This window comes from Enterococcus sp. LJL90, assembly GCF_056924355.1.
In genome coordinates this window covers 401,939-420,720 of the sequence record NZ_JBXPBQ010000002.1, presented here as the reverse complement: position 1 = coordinate 420,720, position 18,782 = coordinate 401,939, and the positions used below count along the sequence as shown (strand labels likewise).

The 18,782-nt window shown below is 41.1% G+C and carries 14 protein-coding genes; 13 read left to right on the top strand and 1 reads right to left on the bottom strand.

All coding sequences use genetic code 11. From position 1 onward, the window contains the following. Positions 1 to 114: 114 nt before the first annotated feature. The 8 genes from topA (at position 115) to AC1Z3S_RS06825 (ending at position 9,157) form a co-directional block, all read left to right on the top strand. Positions 115 to 2,190 (top strand): type I DNA topoisomerase, encoded by a 2,076-nt coding sequence (topA, locus tag AC1Z3S_RS06860; RefSeq protein ID WP_461737554.1) that lies wholly within the window; start codon positions 115 to 117, stop codon positions 2,188 to 2,190. Positions 2,191 to 2,286: 96 nt separating this feature from the next. Next, a complete protein-coding gene (trmFO, locus tag AC1Z3S_RS06855; RefSeq protein WP_461737555.1) occupies positions 2,287 to 3,594 on the top strand; it encodes an FADH(2)-oxidizing methylenetetrahydrofolate--tRNA-(uracil(54)-C(5))-methyltransferase TrmFO in 1,308 nt (435 codons plus the stop codon). Between the two features lie 41 nt (positions 3,595 to 3,635). Beyond that, complete coding sequence (locus tag AC1Z3S_RS06850) at positions 3,636 to 4,253, top strand: TetR/AcrR family transcriptional regulator (protein ID WP_461739728.1); 618 nt, start codon at positions 3,636 to 3,638, stop codon at positions 4,251 to 4,253. A gap of 188 nt (positions 4,254 to 4,441) precedes the next feature. Then, on the top strand, positions 4,442 to 5,341 hold the full coding sequence (xerC, locus tag AC1Z3S_RS06845) for a tyrosine recombinase XerC (protein WP_461739727.1): 900 nt from the start codon (positions 4,442 to 4,444) through the stop codon (positions 5,339 to 5,341). Positions 5,342 to 5,494: 153 nt separating this feature from the next. Then, the gene (hslV, locus tag AC1Z3S_RS06840; protein WP_265457063.1) at positions 5,495 to 6,046 is read left to right on the top strand and encodes an ATP-dependent protease subunit HslV; all 552 of its coding nucleotides are present in this window, start codon (positions 5,495 to 5,497) and stop codon (positions 6,044 to 6,046) included. A 9-nt stretch (positions 6,047 to 6,055) separates the two neighbouring features. After that, a complete protein-coding gene (gene hslU / locus AC1Z3S_RS06835) occupies positions 6,056 to 7,450 on the top strand; it encodes an ATP-dependent protease ATPase subunit HslU (protein ID WP_461739726.1) in 1,395 nt (464 codons plus the stop codon). Positions 7,451 to 7,473: 23 nt separating this feature from the next. Then, the gene (codY, locus tag AC1Z3S_RS06830; RefSeq protein ID WP_461739725.1) at positions 7,474 to 8,262 is read left to right on the top strand and encodes a GTP-sensing pleiotropic transcriptional regulator CodY; all 789 of its coding nucleotides are present in this window, start codon (positions 7,474 to 7,476) and stop codon (positions 8,260 to 8,262) included. 22 nt (positions 8,263 to 8,284) lie between these two features. After that, positions 8,285 to 9,157 carry an aldose 1-epimerase family protein gene (locus AC1Z3S_RS06825; RefSeq protein WP_461739724.1) on the top strand — a complete coding sequence of 291 codons (873 nt, stop codon included), beginning with the start codon at positions 8,285 to 8,287 and terminating at the stop codon, positions 9,155 to 9,157. A gap of 15 nt (positions 9,158 to 9,172) precedes the next feature. Here AC1Z3S_RS06825 and plsY read toward each other — a convergent pair whose 3' ends face one another. Further along, positions 9,173 to 9,811, bottom strand: coding sequence for a glycerol-3-phosphate 1-O-acyltransferase PlsY (gene plsY, locus AC1Z3S_RS06820; RefSeq protein ID WP_461739723.1), 639 nt, complete (start codon positions 9,809 to 9,811; stop codon positions 9,173 to 9,175). Positions 9,812 to 9,892: 81 nt separating this feature from the next. On the opposite strand from plsY, the gene AC1Z3S_RS06815 reads away from it, so the two are divergent. The 5 genes from AC1Z3S_RS06815 (at position 9,893) to pflA (ending at position 18,722) form a co-directional block, all read left to right on the top strand. Beyond that, a complete protein-coding gene (locus tag AC1Z3S_RS06815; RefSeq protein WP_461739722.1) occupies positions 9,893 to 10,321 on the top strand; it encodes a CoA-binding protein in 429 nt (142 codons plus the stop codon). Between the two features lie 354 nt (positions 10,322 to 10,675). Beyond that, a complete protein-coding gene (gene parE, locus AC1Z3S_RS06810) occupies positions 10,676 to 12,724 on the top strand; it encodes a DNA topoisomerase IV subunit B (protein ID WP_461739721.1) in 2,049 nt (682 codons plus the stop codon). 42 nt (positions 12,725 to 12,766) lie between these two features. Then, on the top strand, positions 12,767 to 15,223 hold the full coding sequence (parC, locus tag AC1Z3S_RS06805; protein WP_461739720.1) for a DNA topoisomerase IV subunit A: 2,457 nt from the start codon (positions 12,767 to 12,769) through the stop codon (positions 15,221 to 15,223). 279 nt (positions 15,224 to 15,502) lie between these two features. Beyond that, positions 15,503 to 17,782 carry a formate C-acetyltransferase gene (gene pflB, locus AC1Z3S_RS06800; RefSeq protein ID WP_265457077.1) on the top strand — a complete coding sequence of 760 codons (2,280 nt, stop codon included), beginning with the start codon at positions 15,503 to 15,505 and terminating at the stop codon, positions 17,780 to 17,782. A 175-nt stretch (positions 17,783 to 17,957) separates the two neighbouring features. Next, positions 17,958 to 18,722, top strand: coding sequence for a pyruvate formate-lyase-activating protein (gene pflA / locus AC1Z3S_RS06795; protein ID WP_461739719.1), 765 nt, complete (start codon positions 17,958 to 17,960; stop codon positions 18,720 to 18,722). Positions 18,723 to 18,782 lie beyond the last annotated feature (60 nt).

The window sequence follows — 18,782 nt, the reverse complement described above, 5'->3', positions numbered from 1 at the left end:
AAATTTTCTCTCCTTGACAAATGTTTTTTCAATCGCTATCATAGGCTACGATTTGTAACATGTCTTCCAAGTGCTCTATATAATAGAAGAAAAAGAAAAGAGGTAGCCCAATATATGGCTTATAAATACTTAGTTATCGTGGAATCACCAGCTAAGGCAAAAACAATTGAAAAATATTTGGGGAAAAATTATAAGGTTGTGGCCAGTGTCGGACACGTCCGAGATTTACCAAAAAGTAAAATGGGAGTCGATTTTGAAAATAATTTTGAACCCCATTATATTTCGATTCGTGGTAAAGGCGATGTCATCAAAGGCTTGAAGTCTGCAGCTAAAAAAGCTGAAAAAGTTTATCTCGCAAGTGACCCGGATAGAGAAGGGGAAGCCATTGCTTGGCATTTGGCGTTTCTGTTAGGTCTTGATTTAAAAGATAAAAATCGGGTAGTCTTTAACGAAATTACTAAAGATGCCGTTAAAGCAGCCTTTAAAGAACCACGGGCGATTGACTTAGATTTAGTGGATGCCCAACAAGCTCGCCGGGTTTTAGACCGGATTGTTGGCTATTCGATTAGTCCAATTTTATGGCGCAAAGTTAAAAAAGGTTTAAGTGCTGGCCGGGTGCAATCAATTGCCTTAAAGATGATTATTGACCGGGAACAGGAAATTCGTGATTTCATTCCAGAAGAATATTGGAGTGTTGACGGTAATTTCCAAAAATTAAAGAAAAAATTTAAGGCAAACTTTTGGGGCATGGACGGTAAAAAGAAAAAATTGCCGAATGCTGAGAGTGTTAAAGAAGTGACCCAACGGATTACCGGTAAAGACTTTGATGTTACCAAAGTTGAAAAGAAAGAGCGCAAACGCAATCCAGCGTTGCCTTTTACCACGAGTAGTCTGCAACAAGAAGCGGCCCGCAAGCTAAACTTTAGAACCCGTAAGACTATGATGGTTGCTCAGCAGCTGTATGAGGGAATTAAAATTGGTCGGACTTCTGTCGGATTAATCACTTATATGCGGACGGACTCAACACGGATTGCCGATAGTGCGAAGGAAGAAGCCGCAGAGTTTATCGAAACGACTTACGGCAAAGAATTTTCAGCCCATGGTCAACGGAAAACTAAAAATGCCCAAGGGGCCCAAGATGCCCATGAAGCGATTCGTCCTTCAAGCACGCTGCGGACACCGCAGGAAATGGAAAAATATTTAGACAAAGACCAGATGAAATTATATTCTTTGATTTGGTCTCGCTTTGTCGCTAGTCAAATGACACCGGCAATTTTAGACACGATGAAGGTGACCCTTAACCAAAATGATGTCATTTTTATCGCTAATGGGTCTAAGGTGAAATTCCAAGGCTTTATGAAGGTCTATGTTGAAGGTCGCGATGATGGTAAGGAAGAAAAAGATAATATCTTACCGGATTTAGTCGAAGGAGATATTGTTCAGTCAGTGGACATCGAACCTAAACAACATTTCACCCAGCCGCCTGCTCGCTTTAGTGAAGCGACGCTCATCAGAACGCTAGAGGAAAATGGTGTCGGTCGTCCGTCAACTTATGCCCCAACTTTAGATACCATTCAACGCCGCTATTATGTGAAGCTCACGCAAAAACGCTTTGAACCTTCTGAGCTAGGGGAAATTGTCAATTCATTAATTGTCGAATTTTTCCCAAATATTGTCGATGTTCACTTCACGGCTTCGATGGAATCTGATTTGGATAGCGTCGAAGAAGGTAAGGAGGAATGGGTCAAAGTCATTGACCGCTTCTACGGACCTTTTGAAAAAGAGCTGACAACAGCGGAAGAAAAAATTGAAAAAATTCAAATTAAAGATGAGCCAGCTGGTTTTGACTGTGATGTTTGTGGTCATCCAATGGTGATTAAATTGGGGCGTTATGGCAAGTTTTACGCCTGCAGCAATTTTCCTGATTGCCGCAACACCAAGCCGATTATTAAAGAAATCGGCGTGACCTGTCCTGTCTGTCATGAAGGCCAGGTTGTCGAACGCAAGTCGAAAAAAAATCGTTTGTTCTACGGCTGTACCCGTTATCCTGATTGTGATTTCACCTCTTGGGATAAACCAGTCGGTCGGGATTGTCCAAAATGTGGCAAATATCTTGTTGAGAAAAAAGTTAAGGGCGGCAAACAAGTCGTCTGTATCAACGGGGACTACGAAGAAGACGTACAAAAATAAAATATAAGTTAAAATTGGTGCATTTCACAAATTGTTTCGATATGATACAATCAGTGAACATGTACCAATTTTATTTTTTTAAAGCGAGGGAAAAAGATGTATCCAACTGTAAATGTCATCGGAGCGGGTCTGGCCGGCAGTGAAGCTGCTTGGCAAATTGCCGAAAGCGGCGTACCCGTCCGTTTAATTGAAATGCGTCCGGTCAAACAAACACCGGCACACCAAACGGAAAATTTCGCAGAATTAGTCTGCTCAAACTCTTTGCGGGGCAATAGCTTGGCCAATGCGGTCGGCGTCTTAAAAGAAGAAATGCGCCGTTTAAATTCAGTGGTCATCACTTCGGCTGATGCAACAGCGGTTCCCGCTGGTGGTGCGTTAGCAGTCGATCGAGATACTTTTTCTGAAATGATTACCAATCGGGTGAAAAATCATCCACTTGTCACGGTGGTCAATGAAGAAATAACTGAGATTCCAGAAGGGATTACTGTTATTGCGACAGGCCCATTGACTTCTGAAGGATTGAGCCAAGCAATCAAAGACTTTAACGGCTCAGATGGCTTTTATTTTTACGATGCCGCTGCGCCAATCATTGATAAAAATACGATTGATATGGACAAGGTTTATCTGAAATCCCGCTATGATAAAGGGGAAGCTGCCTATCTAAATTGTCCAATGACTGAAGAAGAATTTAAAGCCTTCCATGAAGCTTTGGTGGCAGCTGAAGTTGTGCCATTGCGAGAATTTGAAAAAGAAAAATATTTTGAAGGCTGTATGCCAATTGAAGTGATGGCAGAGCGGGGCTTTAAAACGATGCTCTTTGGTCCGATGAAACCAGTCGGCTTAGAAGACCCCAAGACCGGCAAACGACCATACGCTGTCATTCAATTGCGCCAAGATAATGCGGCTGCTTCTTTATACAATATTGTTGGTTTTCAAACCCATTTGAAATGGGGCGAACAAAAACGCGTTTTTCAAATGATTCCTGGTTTAGAAAATGCCGAATTTGTCCGCTATGGCGTGATGCACCGCAATAGCTTTATGAATTCACCAGAACTATTAAAGCCAACTTATCAATCAGTTAAGCGGGATGATTTATTTTTTGCTGGACAAATGACAGGTGTCGAGGGTTATGTGGAAAGTGCTGCTAGTGGTTTATTGGCTGGGACTAACGCCGCTCGTTTAGCAAAAGGTTTGGCACCGATTGAAATGCCGCAGGAATCCGCTATCGGTTCCATGGCCTATTACATTACCCACGCAGCTGGCAAACATTTCCAACCGATGAATGCCAACTTTGGTTTGTTCCCTGAATTGCCGGAAAGAATTCGCGATAAAAAAGAACGCTATGCGGCTTTAGCTGAGCGGGCTTTAAATGCAGTCGCAGATATGACGACAACAGCTGAATAAGTGAGTTTGTAAAAAGAATTTAAGAAAAGCAGAGGGATTGTATGCCAAAGACAACTTTTTTTAATTTATCGAAGGAAAAACAAGAGCGGATTTTTAAAGCGGCAGTCGGCGTATTTTCAAATACGCCGTTACGGGAAGCAAAGGTTTCTGAAATTATTAAACAGGCTGATATTTCCCGGGGGGCTTTTTACAAATATTTCGAAAACGTCGATGACTTATTTCAGTGGACCTATCAGCAGATTAAAGTCGATGCCCATAACTTAATTTTCACGGCGCTTGAAAACACCAAAGGCGATTTATTTTTGGCGCTGGAAATGTTTTTCTTAGATTTTTTAAAAAGTGTCGACAGCTCCCATTACCAAGGCTATTTCAAAGTTATGATGCTCAATGGCGAAGTTGAACTAGATCAGCAGGTCTTGGCAACGCCGCCGAATGGGGAAACCCAAGAAGTCGGCATTCAAAAGCAATTTTTCACCTTGATTAATACGCGGGATTTAAAGCTGACGAATGGTCGTGAATACCAAGAGCTGGTCAATTTTATTATGGATATTATGCACCAGCTGATCAAACAGCATCTGATTATGCATCAACCGTCAAAAAAAACTAAGGCGCAATTTCGCCAGCGACTTTTATGGATTGAAAATGGCGTAAAAAAATAAACGACTAAATAATTTTTGCAAGAGTTTTCCTGTTTGGTAACGGGAAGACTCTTTCTTTTTTTTAAAATAATTTGCATAAATCGTAAAAATATTTAGAATTGTTTTATATGAGAGTTTAATTCTGACAATTAAATTGTTTTCTAATATAGCTTGTGGTAGAGTTTAATTTAACGAAGGGAAGGATTGCAATGACTGAAAAAAATTGGCCTTCAGAATTTTATCGTTATTTGCTTTTTGAACGGGGGTATTCTGAGAAAACACAGCAGGCATATCAAGAAGACTTAGAAGATTTTTTAGAATTCTTGCGTTTGTCCGGTGATGAAGAGTATCTAAAAATTGACCATCTAGATGTCAGGGCTTACTTGGCCTTATTAGCCGAAAAAGCCTACAGTCGAAATTCCCTCAGCCGTAAGATTGCCAGTCTGCGTTCTTTTTATCAATTTTTATTGAAGCAGCAGGTCATAGAAGAAAATCCTTTTTCCTATGTGCATCTCAAACGCGGCAGTATTCGGTTGCCCCGCTTTTTCTACGAAGATGAAATGGCGGCGCTTTTTGAAAGTGTTCAAGGGGAGAAGCCGCTGGATTTACGAAACCGAGCGCTTTTAGAGGTGCTATATGGTTCTGGTCTGCGGTTAAGCGAAGCCGCCGACTTAGAAATGACAGCTTTAGATTTTGATAATGAAGTCATGTTAATTCACGGAAAAGGCAATAAAGAGCGTTATGTTCCGCTGGGTTCCTTCGCGGCAGATGCCCTACAAGATTATTTTACTAATGGCCGTGAGACTTTGATGAAAAAATATGGCCAAGAGCACAGTAAAGTTTTTATTAATCATCGAGGTGAGGCGATTACCCCGACTGGGATTGAATATGTTTTAAACCAAGTCATCAAAAAAAGTAGTTTAAACAGTGACATCCATCCCCATATGCTGCGGCATACCTTTGCCACTCATTTATTAAACAACGGAGCAGATATGCGGACCGTGCAGGAATTATTGGGGCACGCCAATTTGTCGACGACACAGATTTACGCCCATGTAACTAAGGAGAGTCTGCAGAAAAATTATCGCAACTTTCATCCTCGAGCCTGATGAATTTTTTGAACACGCACTTTATACTAACTACTCTAAGATTTAAGTTCCTGTTACTTCATTCTGAGTTCATCTGCTGGACTTATTTTAAAAGGAATCTAAATTTTACCAATCTTTTGAAATTTAGCTAAATGCGATAAAGGAGACGTAACTATGACAGAATCACAATTTCACTCAACAACAATTTGTGCCGTTGAATTAAACGGCAAGTTTGCCATGGCGGGTGACGGCCAAGTAACAATGGGGGAATCCGTTGTTATGAAGGGCACCGCCCGCAAGGTTCGGCGGATTTATAATGGCGAAGTGGTAGTCGGCTTTGCCGGCAGTGTCGCCGATGCCTTTACTTTAGAAGAAAAATTTGAAGCGAAGTTAAACGAATACAACGGCAATTTGCAACGGGCGGCCGTTGAATTAGCACAGGAATGGCGCACTCAACAATCGATGCAAAAGCTTGAAGCGATGCTGATTGTTATGAACAAAGAAGAAATGTTATTGGTTTCTGGAACTGGTGAAGTGATTACCCCGGACGATGGCATTTTGGCAATTGGTTCTGGCGGCAATTTTGCTTTGTCCGCTGCTAGAGCGATGAAACGCTATACCAAGCAAGAAATGACGGCCGCTGAAATTGCCAAAAATGCGCTGGAAATCGCTGCAGATATTTGTATTTTCACCAACCATAATATTATCGTCGAAGAAATTAAGTGAGGTTAAATCATGACTGAATTAAATAAAACGCCAAGACAGATTGTCACAGAACTAGATGAATATATTGTCGGCCAACATGAGGCCAAAAAAGCAGTTGCAGTTGCCTTGCGCAATCGTTATCGCCGGTTACAATTAGATGAACAGATGCAAGAGGACATCACGCCGAAAAATATGTTGATGATTGGGCCAACCGGTGTTGGTAAAACCGAAATTGCCCGTCGTTTAGCCACGATTGTTGATGCGCCGTTTATCAAAGTGGAAGCGACTAAATTTACCGAGGTCGGCTATGTCGGCCGTGACGTTGAATCGATGGTCCGGGATTTAGTAGAAAATGCTATTCAAATTGTTGAAAAGCAACAGTATTCCGGTGTCTATAGCCAAGCGCTAAAAAGAGCTAATGATCGCTTGGTCAAAGTATTAGTACCCGGCTTAAAAAAAGAGCAAAAGCAAAGCAATAACCAATTTGATCAGATGATGCAGATGTTTAACGCCGCGCAAAAGCCAGAAGAACAAGAAGAAGTTACTGATGAAATCCGCGTAAATCGCAAAACTGTCTTAGAGCAATTAGAAAGAGGACAGCTGGATGAGCGGGAAGTCACCATTGAAGTCGATGAAGTTAAAAAGTCTGCTCCAATGATGAATAACGGACTTGAACAGATGGGCATTGATTTAAACGAAACTTTAGGGGCGTTATCGCCGAAGAAAAAAATCGAGCGGACAGTCACAGTTAAAGAGGCCCAAGAATTACTCGTCAAAGAAGAATCCTCCAAAATTGTCAATGATGCGGACATTCACAGTGCCGCAATTAAGCTCGCTGAGTCAAACGGAATTATTTTCATTGATGAAATGGATAAAATTACCTCTAAATCGCAACAATCCGGTGAAGTTTCTAGAGAAGGCGTGCAACGAGACATTCTACCGATTGTCGAAGGTTCTCAAGTCAATACCAAATACGGAGCGATTCAAACGGATCACATTCTATTTATCGCTTCAGGAGCCTTCCATCTATCCAAACCAAGCGATTTGATTCCAGAATTGCAAGGACGTTTTCCAATCCGCGTTGAGCTGGATGATTTATCAGCAGAGGATTTTGTTAAAATTTTGACGGAGCCAAATAATGCTTTGGTGAAACAATATATCGCGTTAATTGCTACTGAAAATGTAACAGTTACCTTTACCAAAGAAGCTATTGAACGGATTGCGCAAATCGCCTTTGATGTCAATCGGGATACTGACAATATCGGCGCTCGCCGCTTACACACGATTTTAGAAAAATTATTAGAGGATTTACTTTTTGAAGCACCAGATATGCAAATGGGAGAAATTACAATTACAGAGGCTTATGTCAACGAAAAATTGGACAGCATTGCCACCAATGAAGACCTAAGCCGCTTTATCTTATAATTTAAAAAATGGGAGGAAACACAATGAACTTATTGGAGAAAACTCGGGAGATTAATCAATTACTGCAACAAAAAAATTCTTTTGATCTAAACACGGAACTGCCCTACGATAAAATGGCCTTAATTCTGGGGGATGTCTTGGATAGCAATGCTTATATCATCAGTAAAGAGGGAGCTTTGCTGGGCTACAATGAACGGCATGACGTGAATAACGATCGAGTGAAATCCATGTTCATTGAAAAACAGTTTCCCAAAAATTATACAGATCGCGTCGATTTGTTAGACAAAACAGAAGCCAACATTCCAATCGACAGTGCAATGACTGCCTTTCCTGTGGAATTACGCAGTGATTTCCCCAATGGTCTAACGACGGTTGTCCCCATCTTTGGAGCAGGAGAACGTTTAGGAACGATTATCTTGTCCCGCATGAAGAAAAACTTTGATGATGATGATTTGGTGTTAGCAGAATATAGCGCCACAGTTGTTGGGATGCAGGTCTTGTATCAAAAATCCCGCAGCATTGAAGATGAAGTCCGCAGTGCAACCGCCGTGCAAATGGCCGTTAATACTTTGTCTTACAGCGAATTAAAAGCTGTGCAGGCCATTTTTAAAGCACTAGATGGCGACGAGGGCCGCTTAACCGCTTCAAACATTGCAGATGAAATCGGGATTACCCGCTCGGTGATTGTCAACGCGCTCCGCAAATTAGAGTCGGCGGGCATTATTGAATCCCGTTCTTTAGGGATGAAGGGAACGTATTTGAAGGTCTTAAATTCTCGTTTCAAAGAAGAATTAGCCAAGCACGACTACTAAAATAAAAAAGGAGGAGCAGCGTATGATTACAATTGAAAATCAACAATTACAGGCAACCTTTAGCACATTAGGAGCAGAATTGATTAGCCTTAAGGGGAAAAAGACAAATATTGAATACATTTGGAATGGTAATCCTGAATTTTGGAATCGCCATGCGCCTGTGCTCTTTCCTTTTGTGGGGCGTTTGAAGGACAATCAGTATCAATTTAAGGGCAAAACTTATCAGATGGGTCAACACGGTTTTGCCCGGGATATGGAATTTACTATTACGCAGCAAAGTCCAACTGACATTACTTTCACTTTAGTTAGCGATGAAAAGACAAAGACCAATTATCCCTTCGATTTTCAGTTGAACATTCGTTATTCAGTTGGCGGCGATGGGTTGATGGTGGTATATGAGGTAGTTAACACGGGTGCTGACGAGATGTATTTTTCAATTGGTGGACATCCGGCATTTAATGTACCTTTAGAAGCTGGTCTAAATTTTGAAGATTACTTTTTAGATTTTTCACCAAAAAAATCCCGCACTAAGTTACCGTTAGCAGGACCCTATATCGATTTAGATCAAAGAACTCTAGCACAAACCAATACCGCCATTAGTCTCAGCCATGCGCTCTTCAAAGAGGATGCTTTAGTGTTTGAAACAAGAGGCTTAAACAGTTACACCATTGCCAGTGAAAAATCAGAACACAGCGTCACCTTGAGCTATTCGGATATGAATTTTGTCGGCATCTGGTCGCCTTATCCCAAAAAAGCGCCTTTTGTTTGTATCGAGCCTTGGTGCGGCGTGGCGGATACTTTGGGAACAACCGGTGAATTAAGCGAAAAATTCGGCATTAAGCACTTGGCTTCTCAAGGAAAATTTACTACCAAATATGCGATTACGGTAAAATAAAAAACGTTTGAGTGCTCAAACGTTTTTCTTGCTACTATTTAAGCCAAAGGGAATCCGACTTTCAGTACCATTCTTTATTCGTTGAATATTTTCCTTGTGACGATAAAAAATGAAGGCGGAGACCCCGATGGCGATGATGTGCAATAACCAATCCTGCTGTGCCAAAATCCATGGAGCAATGTAGGGAATCACAAAAGTTGAAATAGTAATCAAAACAGCGGCAATCATGCTGGACAAACTAACCATGCTGGTGAGTGCTAAACAGATGATAAAAATGCAACAGCTGTAAATGAAAAATGGTGGCGAATAAGCTAGTAGCATACCGGCGCTTGTTGCAACGGCTTTACCCCCTTTAAATTTGGCGAAAACTGGGAACGTGTGGCCTAAGATGGCGCAGACACCAAACCAAAGCGGATTGACATTTGTCAAATGGAAAATCAGCGGCAGGCTAGTGGCCAATGTGCCTTTCAAAATATCCATAAATAAGACGATGGTGCCAGCGGTTTTTCCCAATACGCGAAAGGTATTGGTAGTTCCGCTATTGCCACTGCCAAATTGGCGGATATCCTTATGGAAAAAGATTTTTCCAATCCAAACACCAGAGGGAATTGAGCCTAATAAATAGGCAATAAGTAGAAAAAATAGTATATTCATTTTTGACCTTCTTCTTCAGAATTTCTTTGTAAAGTTTAACATGTTTGTCAGGTAAGCTCAATAATAAACGGAGGGATTATCATGAGTTTTAACAATCCAAGTCAAGAAGTAATTTTTGATTATTTAACCAAAGCTAAAAAAATTGCCATTGTCGGCTTAAGTAATAAAGAGGAACGTACTAGCTATCAGATTGGGGAGCTTTTACAGGAGCAGGGCTATCAAATTTTCCCTGTCAATCCGGTTTTAGCTGGACAAACTATTTTAGGAGAACCGGTAGTCGCAAGTCTTTTAGACCTTGAAGAGCAAATGGATATTGTCGATATTTTCCGTCGCAGCGAATTTTTACCAGAGGTCGCTGCTGAGTTTGTTCAACGAAATGACGGTGTGTTTTGGGCTCAGCTTGGCTTAGAGAACGACGAGGCAGCCGAAATTTTACGAGCTGCAGGCAAAAAAGATGTCGTGATGAACCGCTGCATTAAAATTGAGCTTGCCAAAATGGATATCCGTTAATTTTTGAAAAAAATCTGCCAGATACCTGAACTATTTTTGACGAAACCTTCAAGAGGATGTATAGTAACAAAGCATCCGTTCTTTCTGCTGATGTGCCGTCTGCTTCGCTTTAAGACAGCGACAGTCAGCCTCAGAAAAACTCTGAAGGGGACTTAAAAGTGGTCAGGTATTTTATTTTTGGTAAATTATATGACATAATAAATTGTTTGACTCGAGTCAAGAAATGCTAGGAGATTAAATTTTTTAAAAAAGTTTCTTAAAAATTTTTATCCACATTTCGTAATAGTTTATGATAAGATAGTTGCAGTATTTTTGAAATAAGTTAAAAGTAGTGAGTATGAAGGGGTTTTTTAGATGCCTAAAGCAAAAAGTAATGAATACAATGACGCCTCGATTCAGGTATTGGAGGGTCTTGAGGCAGTCCGCAAACGGCCGGGAATGTACATTGGTTCCACCGATAGCCGCGGGTTGCACCATCTAGTTTATGAAATCGTCGATAATGCTGTCGATGAAGCGCTCTCTGGTTTCGGGAATGAAATCGATGTAACGATTCATCCGGATAATAGTATCAGTGTAGCAGACTACGGTCGCGGAATGCCTGTGGGGATGCACGCTTCTGGCAAGCCCACTGTCCAAGTTATTTTTACCGTCTTGCATGCCGGTGGGAAATTCGGCCAAGGCGGCTATAAAACTTCCGGTGGTCTGCATGGTGTTGGGGCCAGCGTGGTGAACGCTCTTTCTAGTTGGCTAGATGTCATCATTGTGCGGGATGGTGTCGAATATGAAATGAAATTTAAAAACGGCGGTCAGCCGGTGGGCACCCTGAAAAAAATCGGCAAAACTAAAAAGAAAAATGGCACGTTAGTTCATTTTCTGCCAGATGATACGATTTTTTCAGCGACTAAATTTTCTTACGAAACGCTGTCTGAGCGTTTGAGAGAATCAGCTTTTCTTTTACGAGGCGTCAAAATTACGTTGACAGACTTAAGAGGAGAGGAAGCCGTCGAAGAAGTTTTCTTTTTTGAAGAAGGTATCAAGGAATTTGTTGATTATCTAAACGAAGAAAAAGATACATTGACTCCGGTTGTTTATTTTTCCGGTGAAAAAGAAGGCATTGAAGTCGAGTTAGCTTATCAATACAATGATGGCTATTCTGAAAATGTTTTGTCCTTTGTCAATAACGTTCGGACTAAAGATGGCGGGACCCACGAAGTCGGTATGAAGACTTCCATGACCAAAGCCTATAATGAATATGCTCGTAAAGTCGGTCTGCTAAAAGAAAAAGACAAAAATCTTGAAGGCAGCGATTTTCGTGAAGGTTTGGCGGCAGTGCTCTCGATTCGGGTGCCAGAAAACTTATTGCAGTTTGAAGGGCAAACGAAAGAAAAGTTAGGGACACCAGCTGCTAGAAATGTCGTCGACAATGTCGTCGGCGAACAGATGGGCTTTTATCTACAGGAAAATAGTGAAATGAGTCAGATGCTGATTCGTAAGGCGATTAAAGCCAGAGAAGCTCGAGAAGCTGCCCGCAAAGCCAGAGAAGAAAGCCGTAACGGTAAAAAACGTAAAAAAGGCGAATCTCTTTTGTCTGGCAAATTAACGCCAGCCCAATCGAGAAATGCGAAACGCAATGAACTGTATTTAGTCGAAGGTGATTCGGCCGGAGGTTCTGCTAAGCAAGGCCGTGATCGGAAGTTTCAAGCAATTTTGCCTTTACGAGGCAAGGTTATTAACACCGAAAAAGCTAAGATGCAGGATATTTTGAAAAACGAAGAAATCAATACGATGATTTATACGATTGGTGCAGGCGTTGGTCCGGAATTTTCAATTGAGGATTGTAATTACGATAAAGTCATTATCATGACCGATGCCGATACCGATGGTGCTCATATTCAAGTCTTGTTGCTAACCTTCTTTTATCGCTACATGAAGCCTTTAATTGAAGCAGGCAAAGTGTATATCGCTTTGCCGCCTTTATACAAAGTATCTAAAGGCGCCGGCAAAAAGCAAGTTGTCGAATACGCTTGGACGGATGAAGAATTGCAAGATGTCACTAAAAAAGTGGGCAAAGGCTACATGCTGCAGCGTTACAAAGGTCTTGGGGAAATGAATGCCGATCAGCTTTGGGAAACAACGATGAATCCAGATACAAGAACCTTGATTCGGGTTCGAATTGATGACGGTGCGTTGGCAGAACGCCGAGTAACCACCTTGATGGGGGATAAAGTTGAACCCCGCCGGAAATGGATTGAAAGCCATGTCCAATTTACCTTGGAGGAAGATAGCAGTATCTTAGATCGGCAAGATGAAGGTGCAGTCGCAACGGCAGCTTTAGAGACCGCTACTTTATCAGAAAATGAAATTTCTGAAGTGGAAAATATTAGTTTATTTGAAGACGAGTAATATCTGTCTTTAAGAAAAGCGCTATGAGAAAGGAACAAACTTGTGGAAAAACGACAAGAGATTCAAGAACTAACCCTTGAAAATGTCATGGGGGATCGTTTTGGTCGCTATTCAAAATATATTATCCAGGAACGGGCTTTGCCAGATATTCGTGATGGTCTAAAGCCGGTTCAGCGGCGAATTTTATTTTCGATGGACAAAGACGGCAACACCTTTGACAAGGGCTTTAGGAAATCGGCAAAATCCGTCGGGAATATCATGGGGAATTACCATCCCCATGGTGACAGCAGTATCTATGAAGCGATGGTGCGGATGAGCCAAGATTGGAAGCTGCGGGAAGTTTTAATTGAAATGCACGGCAATAACGGTAGCATGGACGGTGACCCGCCGGCAGCGATGCGTTATACAGAAGCCCGCCTTTCTGAATTGAGCGGCGAATTGTTGCGGGATATTGAAAAAGAGACGGTTGACTTTGTTTGGAATTTCGATGATACCGAAAAAGAACCGACCGTTTTACCGGCAAAATTTCCCAATTTATTAGTCAACGGCTCCACTGGGATTTCCGCTGGTTACGCCACAGAAATTCCGACCCATAATTTAGGGGAGGTCATTGACGGCACAATTCATTTAGTCGACCATCCAAATGCAACTTTGGAAAAATTAATGACCTTAATTCCTGGACCGGATTTTCCAACTGGCGGCATTTTGCAGGGGAAAGAAGAAATTCGCAAAGCCTATGAAACCGGCCGGGGAAAAGTTATTTTGCGGTCATTGACGCGAATTGAAGATATTAAAGGCGGCAAACAGCAAATTGTTATCAATGAAATCCCTTATGAAGTCAATAAAGCCAATCTTGTCAAAAAGATGGACGAGATTCGTTTGACAAAGAGAATTGACGGAATTGCTGAGGTGCGGGATGAAAGTGATCGGACTGGCCTGCAGATTGTGGTGGAATTAAAAAAAGATGTCAATGCTCAAGGGGTTTTAAACTATTTATTTAAAAATACTGAGCTGCAGATTAATTATAATTTCAACATGGTCGCCATTGATAATATGACACCCCATCAAGTTGGCTTGAAACGCATTTTAGAAAGCTATATCACCCATCGTAAAGGGGTGATTATTAAACGCAGTCAATATGAATTGAACAAAGCGGAAAAACGCGCTCATATCGTTGACGGTTTAATTAAGGCCTTGTCCATTCTTGACGAAGTGATTGCGGTAATCCGTGGCAGTAAAGATAAAAAAGATTCTAAAAATAATTTAGTTGCCCGCTTTGATTTTACAGAAGAGCAGGCAGAAGCGATTGTGACTTTGCAGCTATATCGTTTAACCAATACAGATATCACGCAGCTGCAACAGGAACAACAAGATTTACAAGCAACAATTGCTGAGCTGAAAAAAATTATCGAAGACGAAGGCGAACTGCTAAAAGTTCTCAAGTCAGAGTTAAGAGACGTTAAGAAAAAGTACGCCAACAAACGCCTGACAAAAATTGAAGATGAAATCCAAGAAATTACAATTGATACCAAGGTCTTGATTGCCCAAGAAGATGTTGCGGTTACGGTAACCAGAGAAGGCTACATCAAACGCAGCAGCTTACGTTCCTACAGTGCTTCTAAGCCAGAAGAAATCGGTATGAAGGATGGCGACCACATTTTATATAGCGGTCAGCTGAATACGTTGGATCATTTACTCTTGGTTACCAACAAGGCCAATGTAATTTATCGGCCGGTGCATGAACTGCCGGATTTAAAATGGAAAGACCTAGGCGAGCATATTTCTCAAACGATTCTCAATTTGGCAATTGATGAAGCCATTATTGGTGTCTTTCCTTACAGTGACATTTCTGAGACGAAAAATTTCGTCTTTATTAGTAAAAATGGTTTGATTAAGCAAACGGCCATGAAGGAATTTGAACCATGGCGGACCTATAAGAGTCGCCCTGCCAGCTGTATGAAATTTAAAACCGATGACGATGCGTTGGTTGCCAGCTACTTGACTGATGCTGTTGCCGATTTGGATGTTTTCTTAGTTAGTTACCGTGGCTTTGGTCTGCGCTATCCACTGAAGGAAGTTCCAGTGGTGGGAGCGAAGGCAGCTGGTGTTAAATCAATGAACTTAAAGGACGGCGACTACGTTGTCAATGGCCTTTTAGTTTACAGCGAAGGCGATAACCCAATTATTATGGTGACGCAGCGGGGAGCAGTTAAACGAATGCTAGCCCAAGAGCTGACTCAATTAGGTCGGGCTAAGCGGGGGCTGATGGTGCTGCGGGAATTGAAAAATAATCCGCATCGGGTCTTTTATATGGGAGCGTCAAACGGCGATTCTTTAATTTTACTGGGAAATAATGGTGAACAAAAAGAATTAATTCCAGCTGATATCCCAATTAATGATCGAACTTCAAATGGTTCTTTTGCTATGGATGAAAAACAAACCGGCGGAATCGCTGAAGTCTACATTAAAAAATCACCAAAAATTCTTGAAAACGACTAACACTGTTACACTTTCTGTAACAGATACCCTTTCTGTTTTAGTACAGAAAGGGTCTTTTTTTGTTCCTGTTTAGTTTGCTTTTTAATAAATATTAAGTTTTATTAAAACGTTCACAAGAGCGGAAATGGCTTTAAATCAAAGTTTATCTTGATTTAAAAAACAAATGTTTCTAAGATGTTAAAAAATCTACAAGCAAAGGCTTGCAAAATGATTCGAACGTGTTATACTATCGTTGTAAAGCTGTTATGGTTTTAAAAGACATTGAGGGGGTCTTCACAAATGGCAACAACAACTAATATCGATACTAAAAAAGCAGAACAATGGCAAGGATTTAAAGGCGGCGAATGGGAACATTCAGTTAACACTCGTGACTTTATCCAAAAGAACTATACTGAATATCGCGGTGACGATAGCTTCTTAGAACCAATCGCACCAAGCACTGATAAATTATGGACTAAATTGCAAGAACTGTTTGAAGTTCAACACGAACAAAACGGTGTGTATGACATGGATACGACAAATCCTGCGACAATTACTTCTCATGGTCCTGGCTACTTAATCAAAGAAGAAGAAAAAATTGTTGGCTTGCAAACGGATGTACCTTTGAAACAAGCATTCATGCCTTTTGGCGGCATCAACATGGCTAACAACTCTTTAAAATCTAACGGTTACGAAGTAGATGAAGAAATGACTCACATTTTCACAGACTACCGTAAAACACATAACCAAGGTGTGTTTGATGTTTACACAGCTGATATGAGAGCTGCTCGTAAAAATAAAATTATCACAGGTTTACCAGATGCTTACGGCCGCGGCCGGATCATCGGCGACTACCGTCGGATTGCTTTATACGGAATTGATTACTTAATGGCTGAAAAGAAAAAAGACCATGACAATACTGGTAATAAAGTAATGACCGATGACGTGATTCGTCTTCGTGAAGAAATCATGGAACAATACCGTGCCTTAAACGACTTGAAGAAAATGGCTGCTTCATACGGCTTTGATATTTCTCGCCCAGCAGCTAACGCTCAAGAAGCTATCCAATGGTTATACTTCGGTTACCTTGGCGCTATCAAATCTCAAAATGGTGCGGCAATGTCAATTGGACGGATTTCTGCTTTCTTAGATATCTATATCCAACGTGACTTAGATAATGGCGCAATTACTGAATTTGAAGCACAAGAATTAATCGATCATTTAATCATGAAATTAAGAATGGTTAAATTTGCTCGGACTCCTGAATACAACCAATTATTCTCTGGTTACCCAATCTGGGCTACTTTATCAATCGCTGGTATGGGTCTTGACGGCCGTTCATTAGTTACTAAAAACGACTTCCGGATCTTACACACATTGACAAACATGGGACCTTCTCCAGAACCAAACTTGACTGTTTTGTATTCTTCTCATTTACCAGAAGGCTTCAGAACTTACTCTGCTAAAATTGCGAAAGAAAGTTCATCTATCCAATTTGAAAATGATGACTTATTACGTACTCACTGGGGTTCTGATGACACTGCCATTGCTTGTTGTGTATCTGCAACAGTTATGGGTAAAGACATGCAATTCTTTGGCGCTCGTGCGAACTTAGCAAAAGCTGTTTTATATGCAATTAACGGCGGCGTTGATGAAAAAACTAAAGCTCAAGTTGCTCCTAAATATCGTCCAATGACTGGTGATACAATTGATTTCGAAGCTTTCATGGATCGCTACAAAGATATCTTAGACTGGTTAGCTGAACTTTATGTGAATACTTTAAATGTTATTCATTACATGCATGACAAATATGCTTATGAAGCTCCACAATTAGCATTGATGGACAGCGATTTGAAACGCACCTTTGCAACTGGTATCGCTGGTATCTCTCACGCAACTGATTCAATCATGGCAATCAAACACGGCAATGTTCAAGTTGTTCGTGATGAAGACGGCATGGCAATTGATTACATCCCGCAAAACGAGTTCCCAACTTACGGAAACGATAATGAAGAAGCGGATGCAATGGCAAACTGGATCGTGAAATACTTCATGGACCAAATCAACCGTCAACACACTTACCGTAACTCAATGCCTACATTGTCATTGTTAACCATCACTTCAAACGTGGTTTACGGAAAAGCAACTGGTAACACTCCTGATGGACGTCGTGCTGGCAAACCATTAGCACCAGGTGCCAACCCAAGTTATCAAGACGGCAAATTCTTAGGTGAAAAGAACGGCTTATTGGCTTCATTGAATTCAACAGCTCGCTTAGAATATACTAACGCTCAAGATGGTATTTCAAATACCCAAACAATCAATCCAAACGGCTTAGGTAAAGATGAAGAAACTCGCATCAACAACCTACGCAACGTAATGGATGGTTACTTTGACAAAGGTGGCTACCACTTGAACGTGAACGTATTTACGAACGAATTGTTATTGGATGCGCAAGCTCATCCTGAAAAATACCCTAACTTAACAATCCGGGTATCAGGTTACGCTGTTAAATTCCGTGACTTAACTCCTGAACAACAAGCTGACGTGATTGCTAGAACTTCCCACGACAGACTTTAAGATTTATTAGTCTAAATAGTGCTGCCTCTTCAGTTGAATAGCTTTCGCTGAAGAGGCAGTTTTTTTGATTGCAGGTTTCATTCGTGTTATCCTTCAATTATTGTTACATAAAGAAAAAAATGACGACTTTCTTCAGAAGCAATTCTGATTGATCATAGATGGGATGCGATGAGATATGACTGAAAAAATAGTAGGCCGAATTCATTCAACGGAAAACTTTGGTACTGTCGATGGCCCCGGCGTCCGCTTTATTGTGTTCGCGCAAGGCTGCAAGATGCGCTGCGAATTTTGCCACAATCCAGACACTTGGAAAATTGGTGAAGGTGGTCGTGAGGTGACAGCCGATGAAGTATTATCAGAGGCCTTAAAATATCGTTCCTATTGGGGTGCTAAAGGGGGCATCACTGTTAGCGGAGGAGAACCTTTATTGCAGCTGGACTTTTTAATCGACCTATTTAAAAAAGCTAAAGCGGAAGGCATCCATACAACGATTGACACCTGTGGCAAACCCTTTACACGAGACGAACCTTTTATCGGCAAATTCAATGAGCTGATGAATTACACTGATTTATTATTGTTTGATATTAAACACATCGACAATGCAGGTCATAAACGTTTGACTCACCAAAGCAACGACAATATCTTGGACATGGCGAAATATTTATCAGAAATTGATAAACCGGTTTGGATTCGCCACGTATTAGTGCCAACGAGAACCGACTACGACGAATTTTTAATTCGTCTGGACGCTTTTATCAAAACCTTAACTAATGTGGACAAGGTAGAAGTGTTGCCTTATCACACGATGGGTAAATATAAATGGGACGAATTAGAGTTGAAATATCCTTTGGAGGGCATTGAACCGCCGACGGATGATCGGGTAACGAACGCCCGCGAACTCTTACACGTTACTGACTACACCAAGTATCAATCCCGTTAAACTTGTAAAGACTAGCTTCTGATATCAAGTGAAGTTTTGAAAACAGTAAAAACTGGCTTT

What these genes read in the sequence shown, in the direction of transcription:
- xerC (WP_461739727.1), top strand. Translation starts at nt 4,442, where the DNA reads ATGACTGAAAAAAATTGGCCTTCAGAATTTTATCGTTATTTGCTTTTT.
- pflA (WP_461739719.1), top strand. Translation starts at nt 17,958, where the DNA reads ATGACTGAAAAAATAGTAGGCCGAATTCATTCAACGGAAAACTTTGGT.
- hslU (WP_461739726.1), top strand. Translation starts at nt 6,056, where the DNA reads ATGACTGAATTAAATAAAACGCCAAGACAGATTGTCACAGAACTAGAT.
- parE (WP_461739721.1), top strand. Translation starts at nt 10,676, where the DNA reads ATGCCTAAAGCAAAAAGTAATGAATACAATGACGCCTCGATTCAGGTA.
- AC1Z3S_RS06815 (WP_461739722.1), top strand. Translation starts at nt 9,893, where the DNA reads ATGAGTTTTAACAATCCAAGTCAAGAAGTAATTTTTGATTATTTAACC.
- pflB (WP_265457077.1), top strand. Translation starts at nt 15,503, where the DNA reads ATGGCAACAACAACTAATATCGATACTAAAAAAGCAGAACAATGGCAA.
- AC1Z3S_RS06850 (WP_461739728.1), top strand. Translation starts at nt 3,636, where the DNA reads ATGCCAAAGACAACTTTTTTTAATTTATCGAAGGAAAAACAAGAGCGG.
- trmFO (WP_461737555.1), top strand. Translation starts at nt 2,287, where the DNA reads ATGTATCCAACTGTAAATGTCATCGGAGCGGGTCTGGCCGGCAGTGAA.
- codY (WP_461739725.1), top strand. Translation starts at nt 7,474, where the DNA reads ATGAACTTATTGGAGAAAACTCGGGAGATTAATCAATTACTGCAACAA.
- AC1Z3S_RS06825 (WP_461739724.1), top strand. Translation starts at nt 8,285, where the DNA reads ATGATTACAATTGAAAATCAACAATTACAGGCAACCTTTAGCACATTA.
- topA (WP_461737554.1), top strand. Translation starts at nt 115, where the DNA reads ATGGCTTATAAATACTTAGTTATCGTGGAATCACCAGCTAAGGCAAAA.
- hslV (WP_265457063.1), top strand. Translation starts at nt 5,495, where the DNA reads ATGACAGAATCACAATTTCACTCAACAACAATTTGTGCCGTTGAATTA.
- plsY (WP_461739723.1), bottom strand. Translation starts at nt 9,811, where the DNA reads ATGAATATACTATTTTTTCTACTTATTGCCTATTTATTAGGCTCAATT.